General features: G+C 63.2%; 16 protein-coding genes. 6 read left to right on the plus strand and 10 right to left on the minus strand.

Annotation, left to right across the window (positions count from 1 at the left end; all coding sequences use genetic code 11):
• Window positions 1–10: 10 nt before the first annotated feature.
• Together HB634_RS14645 and HB634_RS14650 are read right to left on the minus strand one after the other, a co-directional pair.
• On the minus strand, window positions 11–1,507 hold the full coding sequence (locus tag HB634_RS14645; protein ID WP_213949071.1) for an MDR family MFS transporter: 1,497 nt from the start codon (window positions 1,505–1,507) through the stop codon (window positions 11–13).
• Window positions 1,504–2,520: an HlyD family secretion protein gene (locus HB634_RS14650; RefSeq protein WP_255548599.1), complete on the minus strand. Its 1,017-nt coding sequence runs from the start codon at window positions 2,518–2,520 to the stop codon at window positions 1,504–1,506. The genes HB634_RS14645 and HB634_RS14650 overlap by 4 nt, the downstream gene beginning before the upstream one ends.
• Window positions 2,521–2,626: 106 nt before the next feature.
• Here HB634_RS14650 and HB634_RS14655 point away from each other — a divergent pair, with 106 nt between their 5' ends.
• Together HB634_RS14655 and mug are read left to right on the plus strand one after the other, a co-directional pair.
• Window positions 2,627–3,238 (plus strand): TetR/AcrR family transcriptional regulator, encoded by a 612-nt coding sequence (locus HB634_RS14655; RefSeq protein ID WP_213949072.1) that lies wholly within the window; start codon window positions 2,627–2,629, stop codon window positions 3,236–3,238.
• Between the two features lie 8 nt (window positions 3,239–3,246).
• Window positions 3,247–3,753, plus strand: a complete 507-nt coding sequence (mug, locus tag HB634_RS14660; protein WP_255548600.1) for a G/U mismatch-specific DNA glycosylase — start codon at window positions 3,247–3,249, stop codon at window positions 3,751–3,753.
• A 146-nt stretch (window positions 3,754–3,899) separates the two neighbouring features.
• On the opposite strand, the gene HB634_RS14665 is transcribed toward mug, so the two are convergent.
• Window positions 3,900–5,564, minus strand: coding sequence for an MFS transporter (locus HB634_RS14665; RefSeq protein ID WP_213949074.1), 1,665 nt, complete (start codon window positions 5,562–5,564; stop codon window positions 3,900–3,902).
• A gap of 12 nt (window positions 5,565–5,576) precedes the next feature.
• The gene (locus HB634_RS14670; protein ID WP_255548601.1) at window positions 5,577–7,076 is read right to left on the minus strand and encodes a hypothetical protein; all 1,500 of its coding nucleotides are present in this window, start codon (window positions 7,074–7,076) and stop codon (window positions 5,577–5,579) included.
• A gap of 164 nt (window positions 7,077–7,240) precedes the next feature.
• On the opposite strand from HB634_RS14670, the gene acs reads away from it, so the two are divergent.
• Together acs and HB634_RS14680 are read left to right on the plus strand one after the other, a co-directional pair.
• The gene (acs, locus tag HB634_RS14675) at window positions 7,241–9,181 is read left to right on the plus strand and encodes an acetate--CoA ligase (protein WP_213949075.1); all 1,941 of its coding nucleotides are present in this window, start codon (window positions 7,241–7,243) and stop codon (window positions 9,179–9,181) included.
• A gap of 6 nt (window positions 9,182–9,187) precedes the next feature.
• On the plus strand, window positions 9,188–9,856 hold the full coding sequence (locus HB634_RS14680; RefSeq protein ID WP_063571458.1) for a response regulator transcription factor: 669 nt from the start codon (window positions 9,188–9,190) through the stop codon (window positions 9,854–9,856).
• A gap of 36 nt (window positions 9,857–9,892) precedes the next feature.
• Here the strand turns inward: HB634_RS14680 and HB634_RS14685 are convergent, their stop codons facing one another.
• Window positions 9,893–13,378, minus strand: a complete 3,486-nt coding sequence (locus HB634_RS14685) for a PAS domain-containing hybrid sensor histidine kinase/response regulator (RefSeq protein ID WP_063571457.1) — start codon at window positions 13,376–13,378, stop codon at window positions 9,893–9,895.
• Between the two features lie 89 nt (window positions 13,379–13,467).
• On the opposite strand from HB634_RS14685, the gene HB634_RS14690 reads away from it, so the two are divergent.
• Together HB634_RS14690 and HB634_RS14695 are read left to right on the plus strand one after the other, a co-directional pair.
• Window positions 13,468–14,097: a 4'-phosphopantetheinyl transferase superfamily protein gene (locus tag HB634_RS14690; RefSeq protein ID WP_213949076.1), complete on the plus strand. Its 630-nt coding sequence runs from the start codon at window positions 13,468–13,470 to the stop codon at window positions 14,095–14,097.
• Window positions 14,098–14,239: 142 nt separating this feature from the next.
• Window positions 14,240–14,983: a pyridoxine 5'-phosphate synthase gene (locus tag HB634_RS14695; RefSeq protein ID WP_063571455.1), complete on the plus strand. Its 744-nt coding sequence runs from the start codon at window positions 14,240–14,242 to the stop codon at window positions 14,981–14,983.
• 159 nt (window positions 14,984–15,142) lie between these two features.
• Here the strand turns inward: HB634_RS14695 and HB634_RS14700 are convergent, their stop codons facing one another.
• The 5 genes from HB634_RS14700 to HB634_RS14720 all read right to left on the minus strand — a co-directional run bounded on the left by HB634_RS14700 (window position 15,143) and on the right by HB634_RS14720 (window position 18,978).
• Entirely contained in the window at window positions 15,143–15,550 is a 408-nt protein-coding gene (locus HB634_RS14700; protein ID WP_046969084.1) for a biopolymer transporter ExbD, read from the minus strand.
• Window positions 15,551–15,555: 5 nt separating this feature from the next.
• Window positions 15,556–15,969, minus strand: coding sequence for a biopolymer transporter ExbD (locus tag HB634_RS14705; protein WP_063571454.1), 414 nt, complete (start codon window positions 15,967–15,969; stop codon window positions 15,556–15,558).
• A gap of 11 nt (window positions 15,970–15,980) precedes the next feature.
• Window positions 15,981–16,751: a MotA/TolQ/ExbB proton channel family protein gene (locus HB634_RS14710; protein WP_063571453.1), complete on the minus strand. Its 771-nt coding sequence runs from the start codon at window positions 16,749–16,751 to the stop codon at window positions 15,981–15,983.
• Between the two features lie 54 nt (window positions 16,752–16,805).
• On the minus strand, window positions 16,806–17,468 hold the full coding sequence (locus HB634_RS14715; protein WP_071924901.1) for an energy transducer TonB: 663 nt from the start codon (window positions 17,466–17,468) through the stop codon (window positions 16,806–16,808).
• Between the two features lie 196 nt (window positions 17,469–17,664).
• The gene (locus tag HB634_RS14720; RefSeq protein WP_231873957.1) at window positions 17,665–18,978 is read right to left on the minus strand and encodes a tetratricopeptide repeat protein; all 1,314 of its coding nucleotides are present in this window, start codon (window positions 18,976–18,978) and stop codon (window positions 17,665–17,667) included.
• Window positions 18,979–19,094: the final 116 nt, after the last annotated feature.

The following is a 19,094-nucleotide window of genomic DNA, read 5'->3' on the forward strand; positions in this document are numbered from 1 at the left end:
ACTCCGAGAGTCAGTTGGCCGGGCGCGGTTTGCGAAGGAAGAGGACGAGGGGACTTACTACGAGCATGGCGATCATCAGGAGCTTGAACTGGCCGATCATGGCGACCATCGCTGCCTGGCCGGTCACCAACTCGTTGATCTGCGCAAGATGGGAACCCGACAACGCGCCGGTCGCGTCAGCGACGGGGCCATAAGGCCGCAGGTGCTTCGCAAGCGAAAGATGCACGGCCTGCGTATTGTTGTAGAAGTAGGTCTGCACGATCGAGATACCGATGGTGCTTCCGTAGAGGCGCGCCAGATTGAAGAAGGCGGTGCCCTGCGAGCGCAACGTCGGGCTGAGGGTACTGAAGGCGGCACGCGTGAGTGCGGGCATGAGCACGCCGAGGCCCGCGCCTTGCAACATGCCGGCGATTACCACGGGCCAGCGATCCATCAGCGGCGAGTAGCCGAGCATCCGCCAGTTGCCGTAGACGACAAGAGCCATGCCGGCGACGATGAACAGGCGGTTGTCGAGACGCTTCGGTACGCGCCAGGTGAGCAGCAACGCGCCGATCAGAGCCGCGCCGCGCGGTATTGCGAGCAAGCCCGCCGTATCAGCTGGGTAGCCGAGCAACTCTTCGAGCATCGGCGAGGTGAGCGCCAGCGTCGGCAACAGGACGAAGCCGAACACGAAGTACAACGCGGCCGACACCGTGAAGTTACGATCCTTGAACATGGCCCGGTTGAGGAAGTGCTCTTCCTGGGTCATCACGTGCACGATGTACAGATAGAAGCCCAGCACGGCGACGATCGCCTCGATCCAGATTTCCGGCGAGCAGAACCATTCGAGCCGCTCGCCGCGATCGAGGAACATCTGTAGGCCGGCGATACCGGACGAGAACGTCACGAAACCGAAGAAGTCGAAGCGCGGGCTGCTCGCGGCTTTCTTCTCACGCAGGAACAGGCCCATCGCCGCAAGGATCAGCACAGCGACCGGCAAGCTCACATAGAAAATGCTGTGCCATCCGTAGTACTCGCTCAGGTACCCGCCGATGGCCGGGCCACTCAGGATGCCGAGCAGCGCGGTCACCGCCCAGACGATGCCGATATGGCCGTGACGTAGCGGCGGCAGCTCGTCCAGCAGGATCGCCATGGACAGCGGCGCAAGCGTGGCGCTGGCCGCGCCTTGAAGGACGCGGGCCGCGACGAACTGCAGGGGCGTGGTGGCCATCGTGTCCAGCAGCAGGGCGACCGTGAAGAGCGCCATCGACACTTGGAAGATCTTCTTTCGGCCGAACCGTCCCGCCAGCCAATGCGTCATCGGCATGACGATCGCGCTGGCCGCGATGTACGACGAGAAGATCCAGCCGACCTCGTCGTCGGTCATGGAAAGGCCGCCCTGGATGTGCAGCAGGGCCGCGTTCGGCATCGAGATGTTGACCGCCGACATGAACGTGGCGATGAGGCCCGCCACAATGAGCATGCGGTGCGCGCCCGGCGTGCTGTGCGGAGCGACGAGGGTGTTCATGGGGCTTTCGAGGCGCTGCGCGTGTCCACCTTCGCGGTGACACTGATGCCGGAGTACAGCGGCCACTTGGGGTCGATGGCGTCGAGTTCGAGCCGCACCGGCAGACGTTGCACCACCTTGACCCAGTTGCCCGTGGCGTTCTCGGGGGGCAACACAGCGAACTCGGAACCCGTGCCCGGGCTCATGCTGACGATGTGCGCCTTGAAGGAATGCCCTGGATACGCGTCGACCTCCACGGTGGCTCGCTGGCCGGTACGCATGTCGGTGAGCCCGGTTTCGCGGAAGTTCGCTTCGATCCAGACATCACGCGTCGACATCATCGAGAACACGGTCGTGCCGCCGTTGACGAAGTCGCCCACCTGGAGGTCGTCGACGCGCGTCACGATGCCGTCGTCGGGCGCGACGACATCGGCGTAGGAGAGGTCCAGCCTTGCGCGGTCCAGCTGCGCCCTGGCTTCGAGCACCGTCGGGTGCTTGTTGACGTCGATGTCCGGATCGCCGTTCAGGCCGGCGATCGTATTGGACACCGCCTGCTGGGCCGAGGCGATGTGCTGCCGCGCCACTCTCACGTCCGTGTCCGCCCGCTCAAAAGACGCGCGCGAGGCGAAATCGGAGGCGAGCAGTGCCTTCTTCCGCTCGTATTCCTTCCCGTCGAAATCGGCGGAGTCCCTGGCCGATTGCACCTCCGCCAACTGCTGGCGGTACGTGGCCTTGAGCGCCTCGATCTGCAGCCGCGCGCTGCCAAGGCGGGCTTCGGCCTGCTCGACGGCGATCCGGTAGGGCTCCGGGTCGACGCGGAACAGCAGCTGGCCCTTATGGACGCGCTCATTCTCGTGAACGGCGATATCGACCACCTGGCCGGAGATCCGGGCATTGATCGAGTCCCTGGCCGAACGAACAAAGGCGTCGTCGGTCTCGACGTCGCCCTGTCCGCCGAGGAACCGGGCGCCGCCCACCCCGATCATCAGGAGGGGGAGAGCGGCCATGAGGGACCAGCGCAGCTTGCTGTTCATACGATGCGACTACCGGTGAGGTCAGGAGAATTGAATTTTGTACCGGTTCGTATAATATGTTTGGGCAAGCCCGACTTCAAGGGTTTTTATGCACGGTGGTACAAAAATGGAAAAGACTGAAAAACGGCCGCGTGGGCGGCCTCGCGCCTACGAACCGGACGTGGCCCTGCGCCGCGCCGCCGACGCCTTCTGGAAAACCGGCTATGCCGGCACCTCGCTGGACGACCTTTCGGCCGCGACCGGCATGAACCGGCCGAGCCTTCGCGCCGCCTTCGGCGACAAGCACACGATTTACCTGCGCGCCCTGGCCGATTACTGGGGCATCAAGTTCGCCGTCATGGGCGTGGCGCTGGCCGGCCCTGGCACCCTGACCGAGGTGCTCATGCGGGTTTACGACGCCGCGCTGGACATCTATTTCTCCGGTGACGAGCATGTGCGCGGTTGCTTCGTCGTAGGCACGGCCATTACCGAGGCGCTGGGCGATCCGGAAATCCAGGACGTGGTCACCGGCGGCTTTCGCAAGCTCGATGCCGACTTCGAGACGCGGCTGCGCGAGGCCCGCGACGCTGGCGAGCTGAAGAAGGACGCCGATCTCGAGGCACTCGCCATGCTTGTCTCCGCGACGATGCATACCATCGCGATTCGCGCCCGCGCAGGCAGCTCCCGTGCGGAGCTGCGAAAGCTCGCGCAAAAGGCGGTCGGCGTGATCGCCGGATGAGTAGCGGCTTGCCCGACATCATCGCCGGGCAGCTCTCGGTGCTGTTCTGCGGGATCAACCCCGGGCTGGCCGCCGCCGCTTCCGGCCATCATTTCGAAGGACGTGCGAACCGGTTCTGGCGGGTGATCCACCTGGCAGGGTTCACGCCTGAAGAGCTCAGGCCTGAAGACGATCGCCGCATCCTCGACTACGGTTGCGGCCTGACGACGGTGGTCGATCGGCCGACCGCGGCCGCCGACGAGCTTTCGAAGCAGGACTTCGTCGACGCTGCCGCGGGCTTCGACGCAAAGGTCGCGACCTATGCGCCGCGCTTCGTTGCGTTCCTGGGCAAGGCGGCCTACGCCGCGCTCACCGGGACGCGAGAGATTTCGTGGGGACGGCAGCCGGTCGCGCTGAAGGGCTCCGTCGCCTGGGTGCTGCCCAATCCCAGCGGCAGGAACCTTGCGTTCTCACTGGAGCGGCTCGTCGAGACCTACGCCGAGCTGCGCCTCGCGGCTGCGAGACCGCCCCCGTAGGAGCCGATTCATCGGCGATCCCGCGGCAGCGGGCAAGGGTGAGGCGAGCACCCTATCGCCGATGAATCGGCTCCTACCGAGCAGGGCGTAACGACAACGGCCGATCCTGAGGACCGGCCGTTGTCGTTACAAGCGTATCTGCGTCCTCAATGATCCAGCGGCACGTCCTTCGTTTCGCGCACGAAGAACAAACCGATCACCACGGTCATCAATGCCACGACCACCGGATACCAGAGGCCGTAGTAGATATCGCCCTTCCACGCGACCAGCATGAAGCCGATGGTTGGCACGAAGCCGCCGAACCAGCCGTTACCGATGTGATACGGCAGGCTCATCGAGGTATAGCGGATACGCGTCGGGAACATCTCGACCAGCCACGCGGCGATCGGTCCGTACACCATGGTCACGTAAAGCACGAGGATGGCAAGCAACACGATGAGCATCGGGTAGTTGGACTGGGACGGATCCGCTTTCTCCGGATAACCCGCCGTCTTGACCTGCGCGGTGACCTTGCCGGTGAAATCCTTGCTCTTCGCCGTGAAGTCCGCCTTCTCCAGGCCAGCGCCTTCGAACGACTCGATGACCTCGTCACCGATCTTCACCGTCGCCAGCGTGCCGGCAGGCGCCGCCGCGTTGGTATACGGAATGCCCTTCTTGGCCAGTACGCTCTTGGCGACATCGCACGAGCTGGTGAAGGTTTTCTTGCCGACCGGATCGAACTGGAAGGAGCAGGCATTCGGGTCGGCGGTGACGACGACCGGTGCCGTGGCGGCAGCGGTTTCGATCGCCGGGTTACCGAAGTGCGTCAGACCCTTGAAGATCGGGAACATGGTCAGCGCCGCGAGCAGGCAACCGGCGAGCACGACGGGCTTGCGTCCCACCTTGTCCGACAGCCAACCGAAGAACACGAAGAACGGCGTTCCGATGAGCAGTGCCGCTGCGATCAACAGGTTCGCCGTCGTGCCATCGATTTTCAGGCTCTGGGTCAGGAAGTACAGGGAATAGAACTGGCCCGTGTACCAGACCACCGCCTGTCCCGCCGTCGCGCCTAGCAGGGCGAGGATCACCAGGCGAAGGTTCTTCCACTGGCCGAAGGCTTCGGTCAGCGGTGCCTTGGACTGCTTGCCCTCGGCCTTCATCTGCTGGAACACCGGCGACTCGTGCAACTGCATGCGGATGTACACCGACACGCCGACCAGGATGGAGGAGAGCAGGAACGGAATACGCCAGCCCCAGGCTTCGAAGCTTTCGGTACCCAGGCCCAGGCGCGTGCCGAGGATGACCAGTAGCGACAGGAAGAGGCCGAAGGTCGCCGTGATCTGGATGAAGCTCGTATAGAGGCCGCGTTTGCCGGGAGGCGCGTGCTCCGCGACATACGTGGCCGCACCACCGTACTCGCCGCCGAGCGCAAGGCCCTGTAGCAGGCGAAGCACGATCAACAACACCGGCGCGAGTACACCCATCGTCGAATAACCGGGTAGGACGCCGACCAGGAAGGTCGAGGTACCCATGATGATGATGGTGATCAGGAACGTGTACTTGCGGCCGATCAGATCGCCCACGCGCCCGAACACAATGGCACCGAACGGACGCACGGCGAAACCGGCGGCAAAGGCGAGCAGCGCGAAGATGAACTGGCTGGTCTCGTTCAGGCCGGTGAAGAACTGCTTGCCGATGATCGCGGCAAGCGAGCCGTAAAGGTAGAAGTCATACCATTCGAAAACCGTGCCCAGGCTCGACGCGAGAATCACGCGTCTGTGGCTGGTTCCAATGGTGCCGTCGGCACGAAGGCCGCTAGCAGTAGTCGCCATGGTGCTCTCCAATCAGAACCGGTACATACCGTTGAGGGTGAGTTCGTTACCCGAGGTCTTCTCGCGGCCGAGGCCGTTGACGGTGGTCGAGTCGAGGTTGGAGTGGATCAATTCGAGGCTGAAGTCGAAGGGACCGGTGGTGTACTGCAGGCTGCCAGCCGTCTGGCGGTTCTTCAGCAGGCCGACGGTGTTCGCGGCACGCCAGCGCAGCACGTCGTCCGTATCGGGCTTGCTGACCGACGCGAAGCCATACAGCGTCCAGTGCGTGTCGAACTTGTAGCCGGCCTGCAGATAGCCACCCTTCTCCTTGATGTCGCCGAACTGCGAGAGGTTGCCGAAGATTTCGCCGATCGCGTTGCCGGAGTAAACCGCGGACTTGAGGATGAACTGACCGGGCGACCAAATGCCGCCGAGTTCGACAGCCGTGCTCGAGAGGTTCTTCTTGATCGGGGTCGGGTTATTGCCCTCGACGCCACTCAGGTCGATCTTGCTGTAGTGACCGGCGAGGAACGCGGCCCAGTTGCCGCCCTTCGCCGTCAGGCGTGCTTCGAACTGCGGCCTGAAGCCGGCGTTACCCTGGGTGAGGAAGTTGTTCGTATCGGTGCCGCCGGCACGACCGTTCCAGGTGCCTTGAAGTGCCGCGACATCCAGCCGCCACTTGGTGCCTTCGGCGCCGTGGTTGAGATCCTGCATGAAGATCGCGCCCGGGAAACGCCAGCCGATCACACCGCTGCCGTAACCGAGCGGAAAGGCGATATGCGAGAGCGATTGCGGGATGTAATCCAGCGGGAACATGAGGTCCCACATCTGGCCGACGCGAATCGTCGTGCCCGAGTTCGGATTGCTGATATCGAAGTAGGCCTGGCGCAGGCGCTGCTCGGGCTGTGAACCTGCGTAGGCACCCGTGCCGTTGAAGCCGCCGAAGAAGTCCATTTCGATGCGACCGCTGCCGTTCCAGTTCTCGTTGAACTTGGCGCCGGCGAAGTCGAGCCAGAAGCGTGTATTGCGCACGTCGACGCCGCTGACCCGGCCGTTGGCGTGTCCGGCGCCGTCCGACGGGATGGGGTACTCGGCGTTCTGGCCGTTACCGTACGTGTAAGCCCGGTTCTGGCTGAAGGCGCTGACGTCGATGAAGCCGTGCAGCGCGAGCGAGACGCCCGGCGCGGTGCCGGTGGCAAAGGCCGGTTTCGCCGGAACGGTCGCGACGACCTTCTCGACCTTGGTCACCTTCTCGTCGGTCGCCTGGGCCTGCGTCTGCGCGGCCTGGGCCGTGGACGTGGCCTGGGTGGTCTCGGCCTTCTGTTCCTGGATCATGGCCTTGAGCTCGGCGAGCTGCTGCTCGAGCGAGTTCACGCGGGCTTCGAGCTCCGCTTCGTGGCCTGTGGTCTTCTTCGTCTTCGCTTTCGACTGGGCGTGGGCCAGATCCGGCAATGCGGCCATTGGCAGCATCAAGGCACAGGCGACACTCAGGGCGATGGCCTTGCGGCCACCGGAACGGTTCGTCTTCATCATGGTCTCCCCAACCATTGGCGAGCTGAGCATGTGACACACCAGCCCGGGCATCCATTCGCCAAAGGTCGAACCTCGACCAAAGTCGTAGCACCCCCGCAGCCTTATGTTGCGCCGCGACGTTACACTTCCGGACATAGCCACAAGCCCATCCGCAGGAAGAACGCATGTCCGATATCCACCCGGTCGATCCCGCCTTTGCCGCCAGGGCGCACATCCGCAAGGACGACTACCAGCGCATGTATGCCCGGTCCATCGCGGATCCCGAGGGCTTCTGGAAGGACATGAGCGGCCGGCTCGACTGGGTCACGCCGCCGACGACGATCAAGAACGTCTCGTACGACCCGAAGGACCTGTACATCAAGTGGTACGAGGACGGCACGCTCAACGTCGCCGCCAACTGCCTGGACCGCCACCTGGAGAAGCGGGGCGACAAGACCGCCATCATCTTCGAAGGCGACGATCCGAACGAGTCACGCAGCCTGACCTACCGCGAACTCCACGCCGAGGTGTGCAAGTTCGCCAACACGCTGAAGAACCTTGGCGTGGTGAAGGGTGACCGGGTCATCATCTACCTGCCGATGATCCCCGAAGCCGCGGTGGCCATGCTGGCCTGCGCGCGCATCGGCGCCATCCATTCGGTGGTGTTCGGCGGCTTCTCGCCCGATTCGCTCGCCGGCCGTATTGCCGATTCCGGCGCCAAGCTCGTCATCACCGCCGATGAAGGTTGCCGTGGCGGCAAGAAGATCCCGCTCAAGGCCAATGTGGACGAGTCGCTCACGCGACCGCACACCCACAGCGTCGAGACGGTCATCGTGGTCCGTCGCACGGGCGGCGCCATCCATCTGCAGTCGCCCCGCGACCGCTGGTACCACACCCTGATGGAAGGGCAATCGAGCGACTGCCTGCCCGAGCCGATGAACGCGGAAGACCCGCTGTTCACCCTCTACACCTCCGGATCCACGGGACTGCCGAAGGGGGTGCTTCACACCAGCGGTGGTTACCTCGTTTACGCCAGCATGACCCACGAGCTGATTTTCGACGTACGCGAGGATGACGTTTATTGGTGCACGGCGGACGTCGGTTGGATCACCGGCCATAGCTATGTGGTGTACGGCCCGCTCGCCAACGGCGCCACCGTGGTGATGTTCGACGGCGTGCCGAACTATCCGGATTTCAGCCGCTTCTGGCAGGTGGTCGACAAGCACCAGGTCACCCTGTTTTACACCGCGCCCACAGCCATCCGCGCGCTCATGCGCGAGGGCGAGGAACCGGTAAAGAAGACCTCGCGCAAATCCTTGCGCCTGCTGGGTACGGTCGGCGAGCCGATCAATCCCGAGGCCTGGAACTGGTATTACCGCGTCGTCGGCGAAGAGCGTTGCCCCATCGTCGATACCTGGTGGCAGACCGAGACCGGCGGCATCCTCATCACGCCGCTACCCGGCGCCACCGACCTGAAGCCGGGTTCGGCCACACTGCCGTTCTTCGGGATCACGCCGGCCATCGTCGACACCGATGGCAAGCCCCAGGAAGGCGCCTGCAGCGGCAACCTGGTCATCACCAATTCCTGGCCGGGGCAGATGCGTACGGTGTATGGCGATCACCAGCGCTTCGTCGACACCTATTTCAAGACCTATCCCGGTAACTACTTCACCGGCGACGGCGCTCGCCGCGACGAAGACGGCTACTACTGGATCACCGGCCGCGTGGACGACGTCATCAACGTTTCCGGCCACCGTATCGGAACAGCGGAGGTCGAGAGCGCGCTGGTAGCCAACCACAAGGTGGCCGAGGCCGCCGTGGTCGGCTGCCATCACGACATCAAGGGCCAGGGCATTTACGCGTATGTGACTCTCGTGGCGGGCGAGAACGGCAGTGACGAACTTCGCAAGGAGCTCATCGCCGGCGTGCGCAAGGAAATCGGTCCGATCGCCGCGCCGGATTTCCTGCAGTGGGCGCCGGGACTACCGAAGACACGTTCGGGCAAGATCATGCGCCGCATCCTGCGCAAGATTGCCGAGAACCAGCCCGACCAGCTGGGCGACATCTCGACACTCGCCGATCCCTCGGTGGTGAAGAGCCTGGTGGAAGAACGACTGATCAAGTAGCTCCCCATGTCCGATGTCCTGATCGCCGACGACCATCCGCTGTTCCGCGACGCCTTGCAGCGCGCGGTCCTGGCAGCCTTGCCCGACGCCACCGTACACACCGCGGACAGCGTTCCGGCCTTGTTCGCCCTGATCGAGTCACTGCCCGACGCCGACCTGCTGTTGATGGACCTGCACATGCCGGGAGCGCGCGGTTACTCCGCGCTCGCCCACATTCGCGGCCAGTATCCGGGGCTGCCTACGATCGTCGTTTCCGGACACGAGGAGGCGCAGGTAGCCAGGCGTGCGCTTGCGCACGGTGCGTCCGCCTACATTCCGAAATCGGCAGCCGTGGACGACATTGTCGAAGCCGTGCGTGCCGTGCTCGATGGTGACGTGTGGCTACCGCATAAGCTGGTCGGCGGCAATGTGGAGTTGAAGCCCGACGAGGCGGATGTTGCGGCTCGCGTCGCTTCGCTCACACCTCAGCAGTTTCGTGTACTGAACATGATCGCCGAGGGCTTGCTCAATAAGCAGATCGCCTATGAGCTCACCGTCTCGGAAGCGACAGTCAAAGCGCATATGACTGCGATCATGCGCAAGCTCGGTGTTTCCAACCGAACCCAGGTCGCGCTCGCAGCGAGTCACCTCGACGTGGACAAAGAGGCCTTTCCCGCAAATTCGCCCGAACCGTGAGCGCCTCCGCGTTCTTCTGTGTCTGGTCGCCGCTGCTTAGGCGGCGTGCGTTCCGGCGCGCTTCGCCAGGGCGACGAGCAACGCACGTAACGCGGCGGGGCGCACGGGCTTGTGTAGCAGCGGATAACCCAGGGCTCGCGCACGCTGCTTCAGTTCCGTACTGCCGTCCGCCGTGACCATGGCAGCCGGCGGTATCGTGCCTAGTTTTTCGGCGAGGAAGCGCAAGGCTTCGAGTCCGTCCATGTCGTCGCCCAGATGATAGTCGGCGAGGATCAGGTCGACATGCGTAGTCGACAACGTGTGCAGCGCGTCGCCGACATCGATCGCCACGCGGCAATCGACGCCCCAACGTCCGAGCAACGCCTTCATGCCCTCGAGAATCGTTTCGTCGTTGTCGATGCACAGCACCGTCAACGGCAATTGTTCGCCACCACCCGGGCGCGCCATGGCTGGCGCGCGCTTGCGCGACACGGGCGCCGTTCGCGGCACCGCGATGCTGAAGCAACTCCCGCGCCCCACGCGCGATCGCAGGCTCAGGCGATGGTGGAGGATGCCGGCAAGACGGTCGCAAATGGACAACCCAAGTCCGAGCCCCTTCTCACCCCAGGGCGACGGACGTTCCAGTCGCTGGAACTCTCCGAACACGCGCACCTGTTGTTCGTTCGCGATGCCCGGACCCGTGTCCCACACTTCGATGCGTATTTCGTCACCGTCGCGACGCGCCCCGAGCAGTACGCCACCGGCGCGGGTATAGCGCAGCGCGTTGGAGAGGAAGTTGGCGACGATGCGACGAAGCAGTTGCGCGTCCGATCGAACCGAGAGGGTCGTCGGCACGACATGCAGCGACAACCCACGTTGTTCGGCGACAACGGCGAACTGCTGGCGCAGCGAGTCAAACAGATCGGCAAGGGCAAATGGCGCGACTTCCGGACGGTAGCTGCCCGCGTCGAGTCGCGATACATCGAGCAGGGCATCGAGCAAATCTTCCGCGGCACGGAACGATGCATCGATACGTTCGGCAAGCTGCGCTGCATCGCTGTCCAGTCCGGGATGCTGACGCAGGGCTGAAGTGAACAGGCGCGCCGCATTCAGTGGTTGCAGGAGATCGTGGCTGGCCGCGGCGAGAAACCGTGTCTTCGATGCATTCGCCGCTTCGGCTTCGCGTCGCGCTATGGCCGTGGCAGTCAATGCTTCGGACAGTTCGGCGGTGCGCACTTCCACACGCTGCTCGAGTGTTTCGTTGGCATCGATAAGTGCCTGCTCGACGGATTTGTAGGCGGTCACGTCGGTAAAGGTCGTGACGAAGCCGCCACCAGGAAGCGCACGTCCGCGCATTTCGATCACGGTGCCATCCGGGCGAATACGCTGGAACACGTGCGGCGAGCCGGCGCGCATATAGCGAATGCGTTTTCCGACGTGCTCATCCACTTCGCCGGGCCCGCATTCACCGTGCTCCGCATTCCACCGGATCAGGTCGGCAACGGGCAGGCCGACGTACACCATGCCTTCGGGATAGTCGAAGAGCTCCACGTAGCGACGGTTCCATGCGACGAGGCACATGTCGCCATCCACCACGCTGATCCCCTGCGATACGTTTTCCAGCGTCGTCGACAGGAGCTCGCGATTGAAGCGAAGCTCCTGCGACGCTTCATCCATCAAGGCCATGGCCTCGGCGATGTCCAACCCCGTGCCGGACAACGCACCCATGAGGATGCGCCGTGCGCTTGCCGCACCCACCGCACTGGCCAACAGGCGTTCGGTAAACTGGATCAGCGGCCGGTCCGCCGAGTCCGTTGGGGTAAGCGTCACGCCGTGACGTTCACCGTATTCGTTGAACGCGCGCGTCGTGACGCGCTCGCCGACGATACGGCCAGCAATGGTGCCGAGGTCGCGCACAGTCACACGGCCCTTCCAGTCGCCCGCGCCCGTGACGCTACGCACGTAGGGGTCGACGAAGAGCGCGGCATGCAGTCGCTCTGCCACGCTGGGCCTGAAACGCAGCGAGATAAAGATCAAACACGAGACGTTGAAAAGTAGCGACCAGAACGTGCCGTGGGTGACCGGTTCCCATCCACTGAGATGGAACAGTTCGTTCGGCTTCAACCAACTCATGCCGAACGGGCCGTTGTCGACCCAGCCGCTGTTCATCCAGCCGGCGCGCGTCATCGCAGGAAACAGAAGGGTGTATGCCCAGACGATGAAGCCCGCGAGCAATCCGACATACACACCGACGCGACTTGCGCCGCGCCAGTACAAGGCGGAAACGATGGCAGGTGCGAACTGTGCCACGGCGGCAAAGGAGAGGAGGCCGGTGGCGGCGAGATTCTCGGCGTTCGCGATGATGCGATAGTAGAAGTAGGCGAGCGCGGCGAGCGCGACGATGGACACGCGGCGCACGAGCAGCACAATGCTCGAAAGATCACCGCGTCGTTCGAGATCGAGCCGACGTATGCGCAGCAGTGCCGGCATGACCAGATCGTTGCTGATCATCGTCGCCAGTGCGACCGCCGCGACAATGACCATGCCCGTGGCCGCGGAGAATCCGCCGACGAAGGCGAGGAGTGCGATGCCGTTGTTGCCCAGCGCGATGGGGAGATTGAGTACCCAGGCGTCCACGTGACCCTGGGTGACCTGCGGCAAGCCCAGTCCGGCGCTGACGATGGGCAGGACAGCCGCGGAGATCAACACCATGTAAAGAGGGAACAGCCAGCGTGCCTTGCGCAGGTCGCGCGGATCCTCGCACTCCACCACGCCGATCTGGAACTGCCGTGGGAGGCAGAACATGGCGCAGAACGCCAGCAGGGTCTGCGCGACGAAGCCAGGCGGCATGCTGCCTTTTTCCAGTTGTAGCACCGGGGCATGCAACGTCTGCGCGAGACCCGGGCCGTGCAGATAGGCGTAGACGCCGATGGCGACGAAGGCGATCAGCTTCACCAACGACTCTACCGCCACCGCCAGCATCAGCCCGTGGTGGTGCTCGGTAGCATCGATGTTGCGCGTACCGAACAGGATGGCGAAGACAGCGAGCAGGGCGGCGCACCACAGCGCGGTGTCGCCGAACCACCACGCGGAGTTGCCGGCGCCGAGGACGGCGAAGGACATCGCGACCGCTTTGAACTGCAAGGCGATGTACGGAATGATGGCGACGACGGCGATCACCGCGACCAGGGCGGCGAGGCCGTGCGACTTACCGAAGCGCGCCGCGATGAAGTCGGCGATGGAAGTGATGTTGCGTTGGCGTGCGACGAGCACCAGGCGCTCGAGCAGGCCGAAGCCAAAAACGAACAGCAGCAAGGGGCCCAGGTAAATGGGTAGGTAGGCCAGGCCCGAGCGCGCCGCGGTGCCGACGGCGCCGTAGAAGGTCCACGACGAGCAATAGACGGCCAGGGCGAGGCTGTAGACGAGCGGTCGCAACCTGGGTTGACGAGGGTAGAGCGGACGACGGTCGCCCGCGTAGGCAATAGCGAACAACATGCCGACGTAAGCAAGCGCTACCAGCAGCAGAAGCCAGCCTGCAATCACGATTAGTGCTCCCCGTTCGGCACGGCCCTGATTCTAGGGCCTCCGGTGAATACTTGCAGGTTCGGGCGACGACGATGCAGCATGCGTGAATGACTTCCACCCTTTTCGATGTTCCGCTGCTTGCCGACGACGAGATCCATGTGTGGCAGACCCGATGGTCATCGGGCAGCGGCGAGCTCCCCTTCGTCTCGCTGTTGGCCGCCTATGCCGGCACGGAGGCACCGGCGATCGAGCGGGGGGAACACGGCAAGCCGCGCTTTCCGGCACCGTTCGACCGCCTCGGCTTCAACTGGTCGCACAGTGGGGACAGGGCCTTGTTCGCGATCGGTCGCGGTGGTGGGGGTTTCGAACTCGGTGTGGATATCGAGCGCGTGCGCCCACGGGCGAGGGCCCTGGAGCTGGCGGCGCGTTTCTTCGCACCCGATGAAACCAGCATGCTCGAGGCGCTGCCCGTCGAGGGGCAACTCCAGGGCTTTCTTCGCCTGTGGACCGCCAAGGAGGCGGTGCTCAAGGCAAACGGCGGCGGCCTTTCGTATGGTCTGGAGCGGGTGGCATTTGAACTCGGTAACGGCGCCGCGACACCGGTCGCTTTCCAGGGTGAGATCGGGCCGGCATCCGCCTGGCGGGTCGAACCGCTGGATGCAGGCGCGGAATGCGTCGCCGCGGTGGCTTGGCGAGGAAGCGAACGAAAGGTCCGCGTCTTCACATATGCACTTTGAACCTTTTCTCAGTCAGGTGTGTCTGATGTTCTGTGAGTGTGTGTGTGGTGAGCCGTGCGCCATACGGAGTTGGCGCGTTATGCTGGGACGACAGTCATTACGCACGTCGCAATGGCGACGTGCGTTTTTTTATGGATAAACGATGACCCTACTCAGCGTAAACCTGAACAAGATCGCCGTACTGCGCAATTCGCGCGGCGGCAATGAACCGGATATCGCCACGGCTGCCAACACCTGCATCGATGCCGGTTGTGGCGGACTCACCGTGCACCCGCGACCGGACATGCGTCACGTCACGCCGGGTGATGTGCGTACATTGGCTGGCCTGCTGCGCGGCCGTGTCGAGTACAACATCGAGGGCAACCCGTTCGCCGGCCCGCGCGGTGCCTACCCTGGTCTCATCGAGCTCGCACGCGAGGTGCGACCGACCCAGGTCACGCTCGTACCGGACGGCGACGGTCAGATCACCTCGGACCACGGCTTCGATCTCACGAAAGACATCGAGATCCTGAAGCCCCTGGTCGCCGCCTTCCGCGAGCTCGGCTGCCGCGTCAGCGTATTCGTCGACGCCGGTGGTGAGGGTTTCGCCGAGGCCGCCGCGATCGGCGTGCAACGCATCGAGCTTTACACCGGACCTTATGCCGAAGCGTTTGCCGAAGGTGACGCGCGGAAGGAACTCGCTTCGTTTGTGGATACCGCACAGCGGGCGCAGAAGGCCGGCCTCGCGGTGAACGCGGGTCACGACCTGAGCCAGGCGAACCTGGGTACCTTCAAGTCCGCCATTCCCGGGCTGGCTGAGGTGTCGATCGGGCATGCGCTCATCGGCGAGGCGCTGTACGAAGGGCTGGCCAAGACCGTCAAGAACTACATCAACATCCTGTCGTAACCAGGTGCTCCTCTACCTGTAGGAGCCGATTCATCGGCGATCCCGCGGCAGCGGGCCTGGTTTTGGCGCGTGCCCAATCGCCGCTGAAGCGGCTCCCACAGAAGGCACAAAAAAAACCCCGCCGAAGCGGGGTTTTTCGTTCTTACCGGACGACCGCGATCAGTTCGAGTTAACGAAACCGATCTTGGTCAGGCCCTGGCCCTTGGCGTCGGAAAGCACGCGTGCCACGACCTCGTACTGAGCCGCGTCATCGGCGTCGATCTGCAGTTCCGGCTGGTTCGACTGCTGGGCGATCACCGCGATCTGAGCCTTGAGGCCCAGTTCGTCTACCGGCGTATCGTTCCAATAGAGCGAGCCATCCTGGCGAATCTGCAGACGGACGGGATCCGGCGGATTCTCTGGGTTGACGACATTCGGATTCGGCTGCGGAAGATCGATCTTGATCTTATGCGACAGCATCGGAGCCGTGATCATGAAGATGATCAGGAGCACCAGCATCACGTCGACGAGCGGCGTGACGTTGATGTCCGCCATGGGACCACCAGAGTTACCTGAGCTGAAAGCCATCTCGTTTACTCCTTACCAGTCGACATGAAGCCGACGTGGACCATGCCGGCATCCTTGGCGTCGCCAAGGACCTTCTTCACCACTTTGTATTCCGTGGTGCGGTCCGCACGGATCTGGAGCTCCGGTTGCGGCGACTTCGCCGCCGCAACCGCGAACTGTGCCTTCAGCTCAGCCTCGCTGACTTCGCCGTCATTGAGGAAGTACGTACCGTCCGGCTTGATCGCGAGATCCATCGGATCGACCGGGGTGTCATCCTTAACATTCGGATTAGCCTTCGGCAGATCGATCTGGACCTTATGGGACATCAGGGGAGCCGTGATCATGAAGATGATCAGCAGAACCAGCATCACGTCGACGAGCGGCGTGACGTTGATTTCCGACATCGGACCGCCACTGTTGCCCCCGCTACTCATAGCCATGGGTCAATTCCTCACTTCTTGACGGAGACGACCGGACCCGAGCCTTCGACGCGGGCACCCGTGGCGAAGAAGTCGTGCAGGTCGTGCGCGAATTCGTCGAACTGGGCGTAGGTCAGACGGTTCGAGCGCATGAAGAAGTTGTACGCAAGCACGGCCGGGATAGCGGTGAACAGACCGAACGCGGTCATGATCAGAGCTTCACCGACGGGACCAGCAACCTTATCCATCGACGCGGAACCGGAGGCGGCGATACCGATCAGTGCGTGGTAGATACCCCACACCGTACCGAGAAGACCGATGAACGGTGCCGACGAACCGACCGTAGCGAGTAGGGTCAGGCCGCCTTCCAGACGCAGGCTCTCGCGAGCAACGGCCTGGCGCAGGGCGCGATCGATGAATTCCGAACGCGACAGGGTCTCGGCGAGGCGACCACCGGCAGCTGCCTGGTGATGCGCGACGGCCGAAGCGGCGTCGAGTGCGATCTTCGAGAACGGTTCGCCCTTCGGCTGCTCTTCGAGCACACGAATGGCTTCCTGCGTCGACGCGGTATTCCAGAAGCCCTGGATAACCTTGTCGGCGCGCGAACGCACCATGCTGTTACGGATGAAGTTGGCGACGATGAAGTACCACGAGAGCACGGACATCGCGACCAGCACCACAAACACAATCCAACCGAGGAAGTCGAAGTTGTGAATCAGGTGGTCGAAGCCCATCTGCTTGAGGGCGTCGGCATTGGAGTTTTGACCTGGATTAGCAGGCTGAGCGGAGGTGTCTTGCAACATAACGCTACCCTTGGGAAGTCAAGCGTGAACTTAATAGATGTAAGCGGTGGGGGCTTACAGCTGGTTTAGGTTGAACGTAACGGGGACACGTGCATAGCCTTCGACGGCAGCACCGCCTCGCTTGCCCGGGTTGAATTTCCAATTCCTGGCCGCGTCTTCTGCTGCCTTGTCCAATTCGCGGAAACCGCTCGACTGGTCAACCTTGATGTCCTTCGGCGAACCGTCGACACCTACGAGGACCAGAAGTACCACAGTACCTTCATGCCGCTGACGAACCGCCTGCGGCGGATACTTCGGCGGGTTACGCTGACGGTACGACAGATTTTCACTCGGCGCGATATCCGCCGGCGGTGCAGGCGGCGCGGGAGGCGCCGGCGGCGGTGCCGGAACGGGGTTCGAACTCGCCTCGTCAACTGCCGGCGGCGGCGGAGCCGGCGGCGGAGGTGTCGGGGGCGGCTTCGATATCTGCACGATTTTCGGCGGCGGCTGCTTCGGGGGCTCCGGCGGCGGCGGCGGGGGAGGCGGGGGAGGCGGCGGCGGTTCAATAAAGTCGACCTGAACTACCTTCTCTTTCTGCTTTTCCTGCGACTTCGGTGGCGCCATAGGCGCAACCAGCAGCAGGAAGGCGAACGAGTGCAGAGCGATGGCGACTGCCAACGCGCTGGTGCGCCCCCAACTAAACGGCGCTTGGCCGGTTGATTCGTTACTTGAGGCCATCAGTCACTATCAAGAGCTAATCAAGCGGAAGTGAACCCGCACTGCTCTTCCGGCGTTCGGCGATTGAGATGCCGAAAACGCTGGTTTCTGCAAGCGGAAAGATAAGCAAATTACACCAGCATATGGCATTTGTATAGCACCTGAAGGGAAGAATCGTGGCAGTGCCAAACCATCCCTTCTGGTACTTTACAAAGGCTTACTTAGTGTTCTCTGCCTTGCTCAACCAGGCGTTGGCCTTGGCAGACGTTTCAGGATCCTGAGCCGCGAGCTTCATGTCCGCGATCGCACCCTGCTTGTTCTTCTGACCACGCTTGGCTTCCGCGCGCACCATATAGGCAGTGCCTTTATGCTGAACGCCCTTGCTGATGGCATCCGTCGCCGACTTTTCAGCGGCGGCGTATTGATTCTTCTGGAGCTGGAGGCGAGCCACGCTCAGCGAGACGGAACCATCCGTCGCGAGCGGGGCGGCCTTCTGGTACGCAGCGAGAGCACCGCTCTCGTCGCCACCGGTGATAGCGGCGTCACCCTGGAGCTTATAGACCTCGGCGGAGGGCTTGATCGCGCCCTTGGCCAGACCGTCCGCGAGCACGGCCTCTGCCTTCTTCGCGTTACCGTCCTGGCGCTCGGTATGTTCCTGGCCGTCGATCAGGTAGACCTTGGCGAGGTTCACATAGAGCTTGCCGCCGTTCTCGTCATTGTGGAACGCACCGGCAGCGCGGCCCTTCTCGAGCAGCGCGATGGCTTCCGGATACTTCTGCGCCTGGATCAGCGAGGAAGCGGCGTTCTGCATGGCGGTCGGGTCGTTCGGGTTCTTCGCCAGCTCAGCCGACGCGAGATCAGCAGCCTTGTCGCCCTGGCCGGTCTCGGCGTAGCTGGCGGCGAGGATCTGGGTCCAGGAAGCCTGCGGCTTCGCGTCCGGCATCGACTGCGCCTTGGTGATGGCGGCGATCGCTTCCGGATACTTCTCGAGACGGTAGTCGATATTGCCTTCGAGACCGTAGGAGTCGGCGGTTTCCTTCTTACCCTGGTCGCGCCACTCATGCAGCGACTGCAGGGCCGGAGCGTACTGCTCGTCGGCAACGAGGAACTGGGTGTACATGTACTTCAGCTGGAAGTACGTGTCGTTCGGCATCACGCCGATGTCCAGCGCCTGCTTGAGCGTGGTGATCGCGCCCTTGATGTCGCCGTCGTTGTATTTCATGTTGGCGAGGCCCTGGAGGGCGAGCGCCTGCGCGTACTTGCTGCTCGTGCCCGAACCGTCGGCCAGCGGCTGCAGGATCTGCTGCGCCTTTTCCTTGTCGCCGTTGTTGGCAGCGTCGAGACCTTCGTTCAGGGCCTTCTGGTCCTTGTCGCTCTTCAGGTCGAGCTTGGGTTCCGTCCGGGTCGCATTCGGATACAGCGCTTCTTTCTTATCCTTGGGAGCGGCGTCTTTCGCAACGACAGCACCACTGGCAAGGGAAAGGGCGATCGCGGATGCGAGCACCATCTTGATCAAGGAACCCTGTTTCATTGACTGACCTCGGTTGAAGGAGTCGTCGCACAGTGACGTGCTCCGGGGGACTACAGAGGTTAACCTGATTCTATTCCTAAGAACAAGTCGCAGTGCCACAAAAATGTGGAGTCAAA

This window comes from Luteibacter sp. dw_328 (assembly GCF_018449605.1).
In the GTDB taxonomy this organism is placed as follows: Bacteria; Pseudomonadota; Gammaproteobacteria; order Xanthomonadales; family Rhodanobacteraceae; genus Luteibacter.

Bases quoted from the DNA above. Each gene is read 5' to 3' on its own strand.
- HB634_RS14645 (WP_213949071.1), bottom strand. From the start codon at position 1,507: ATGAACACCCTCGTCGCTCCGCACAGCACGCCGGGCGCGCACCGCATG.
- HB634_RS14650 (WP_255548599.1), bottom strand. From the start codon at position 2,520: ATGAACAGCAAGCTGCGCTGGTCCCTCATGGCCGCTCTCCCCCTCCTG.
- HB634_RS14655 (WP_213949072.1), top strand. From the start codon at position 2,627: ATGGAAAAGACTGAAAAACGGCCGCGTGGGCGGCCTCGCGCCTACGAA.
- HB634_RS14665 (WP_213949074.1), bottom strand. From the start codon at position 5,564: ATGGCGACTACTGCTAGCGGCCTTCGTGCCGACGGCACCATTGGAACC.
- HB634_RS14670 (WP_255548601.1), bottom strand. From the start codon at position 7,076: ATGATGAAGACGAACCGTTCCGGTGGCCGCAAGGCCATCGCCCTGAGT.
- acs (WP_213949075.1), top strand. From the start codon at position 7,241: ATGTCCGATATCCACCCGGTCGATCCCGCCTTTGCCGCCAGGGCGCAC.
- HB634_RS14680 (WP_063571458.1), top strand. From the start codon at position 9,188: ATGTCCGATGTCCTGATCGCCGACGACCATCCGCTGTTCCGCGACGCC.
- HB634_RS14690 (WP_213949076.1), top strand. From the start codon at position 13,468: ATGACTTCCACCCTTTTCGATGTTCCGCTGCTTGCCGACGACGAGATC.
- HB634_RS14695 (WP_063571455.1), top strand. From the start codon at position 14,240: ATGACCCTACTCAGCGTAAACCTGAACAAGATCGCCGTACTGCGCAAT.
- HB634_RS14700 (WP_046969084.1), bottom strand. From the start codon at position 15,550: ATGGCTTTCAGCTCAGGTAACTCTGGTGGTCCCATGGCGGACATCAAC.
- HB634_RS14705 (WP_063571454.1), bottom strand. From the start codon at position 15,969: ATGGCTATGAGTAGCGGGGGCAACAGTGGCGGTCCGATGTCGGAAATC.
- HB634_RS14710 (WP_063571453.1), bottom strand. From the start codon at position 16,751: ATGTTGCAAGACACCTCCGCTCAGCCTGCTAATCCAGGTCAAAACTCC.
- HB634_RS14715 (WP_071924901.1), bottom strand. From the start codon at position 17,468: ATGGCCTCAAGTAACGAATCAACCGGCCAAGCGCCGTTTAGTTGGGGG.
- HB634_RS14720 (WP_231873957.1), bottom strand. From the start codon at position 18,978: ATGAAACAGGGTTCCTTGATCAAGATGGTGCTCGCATCCGCGATCGCC.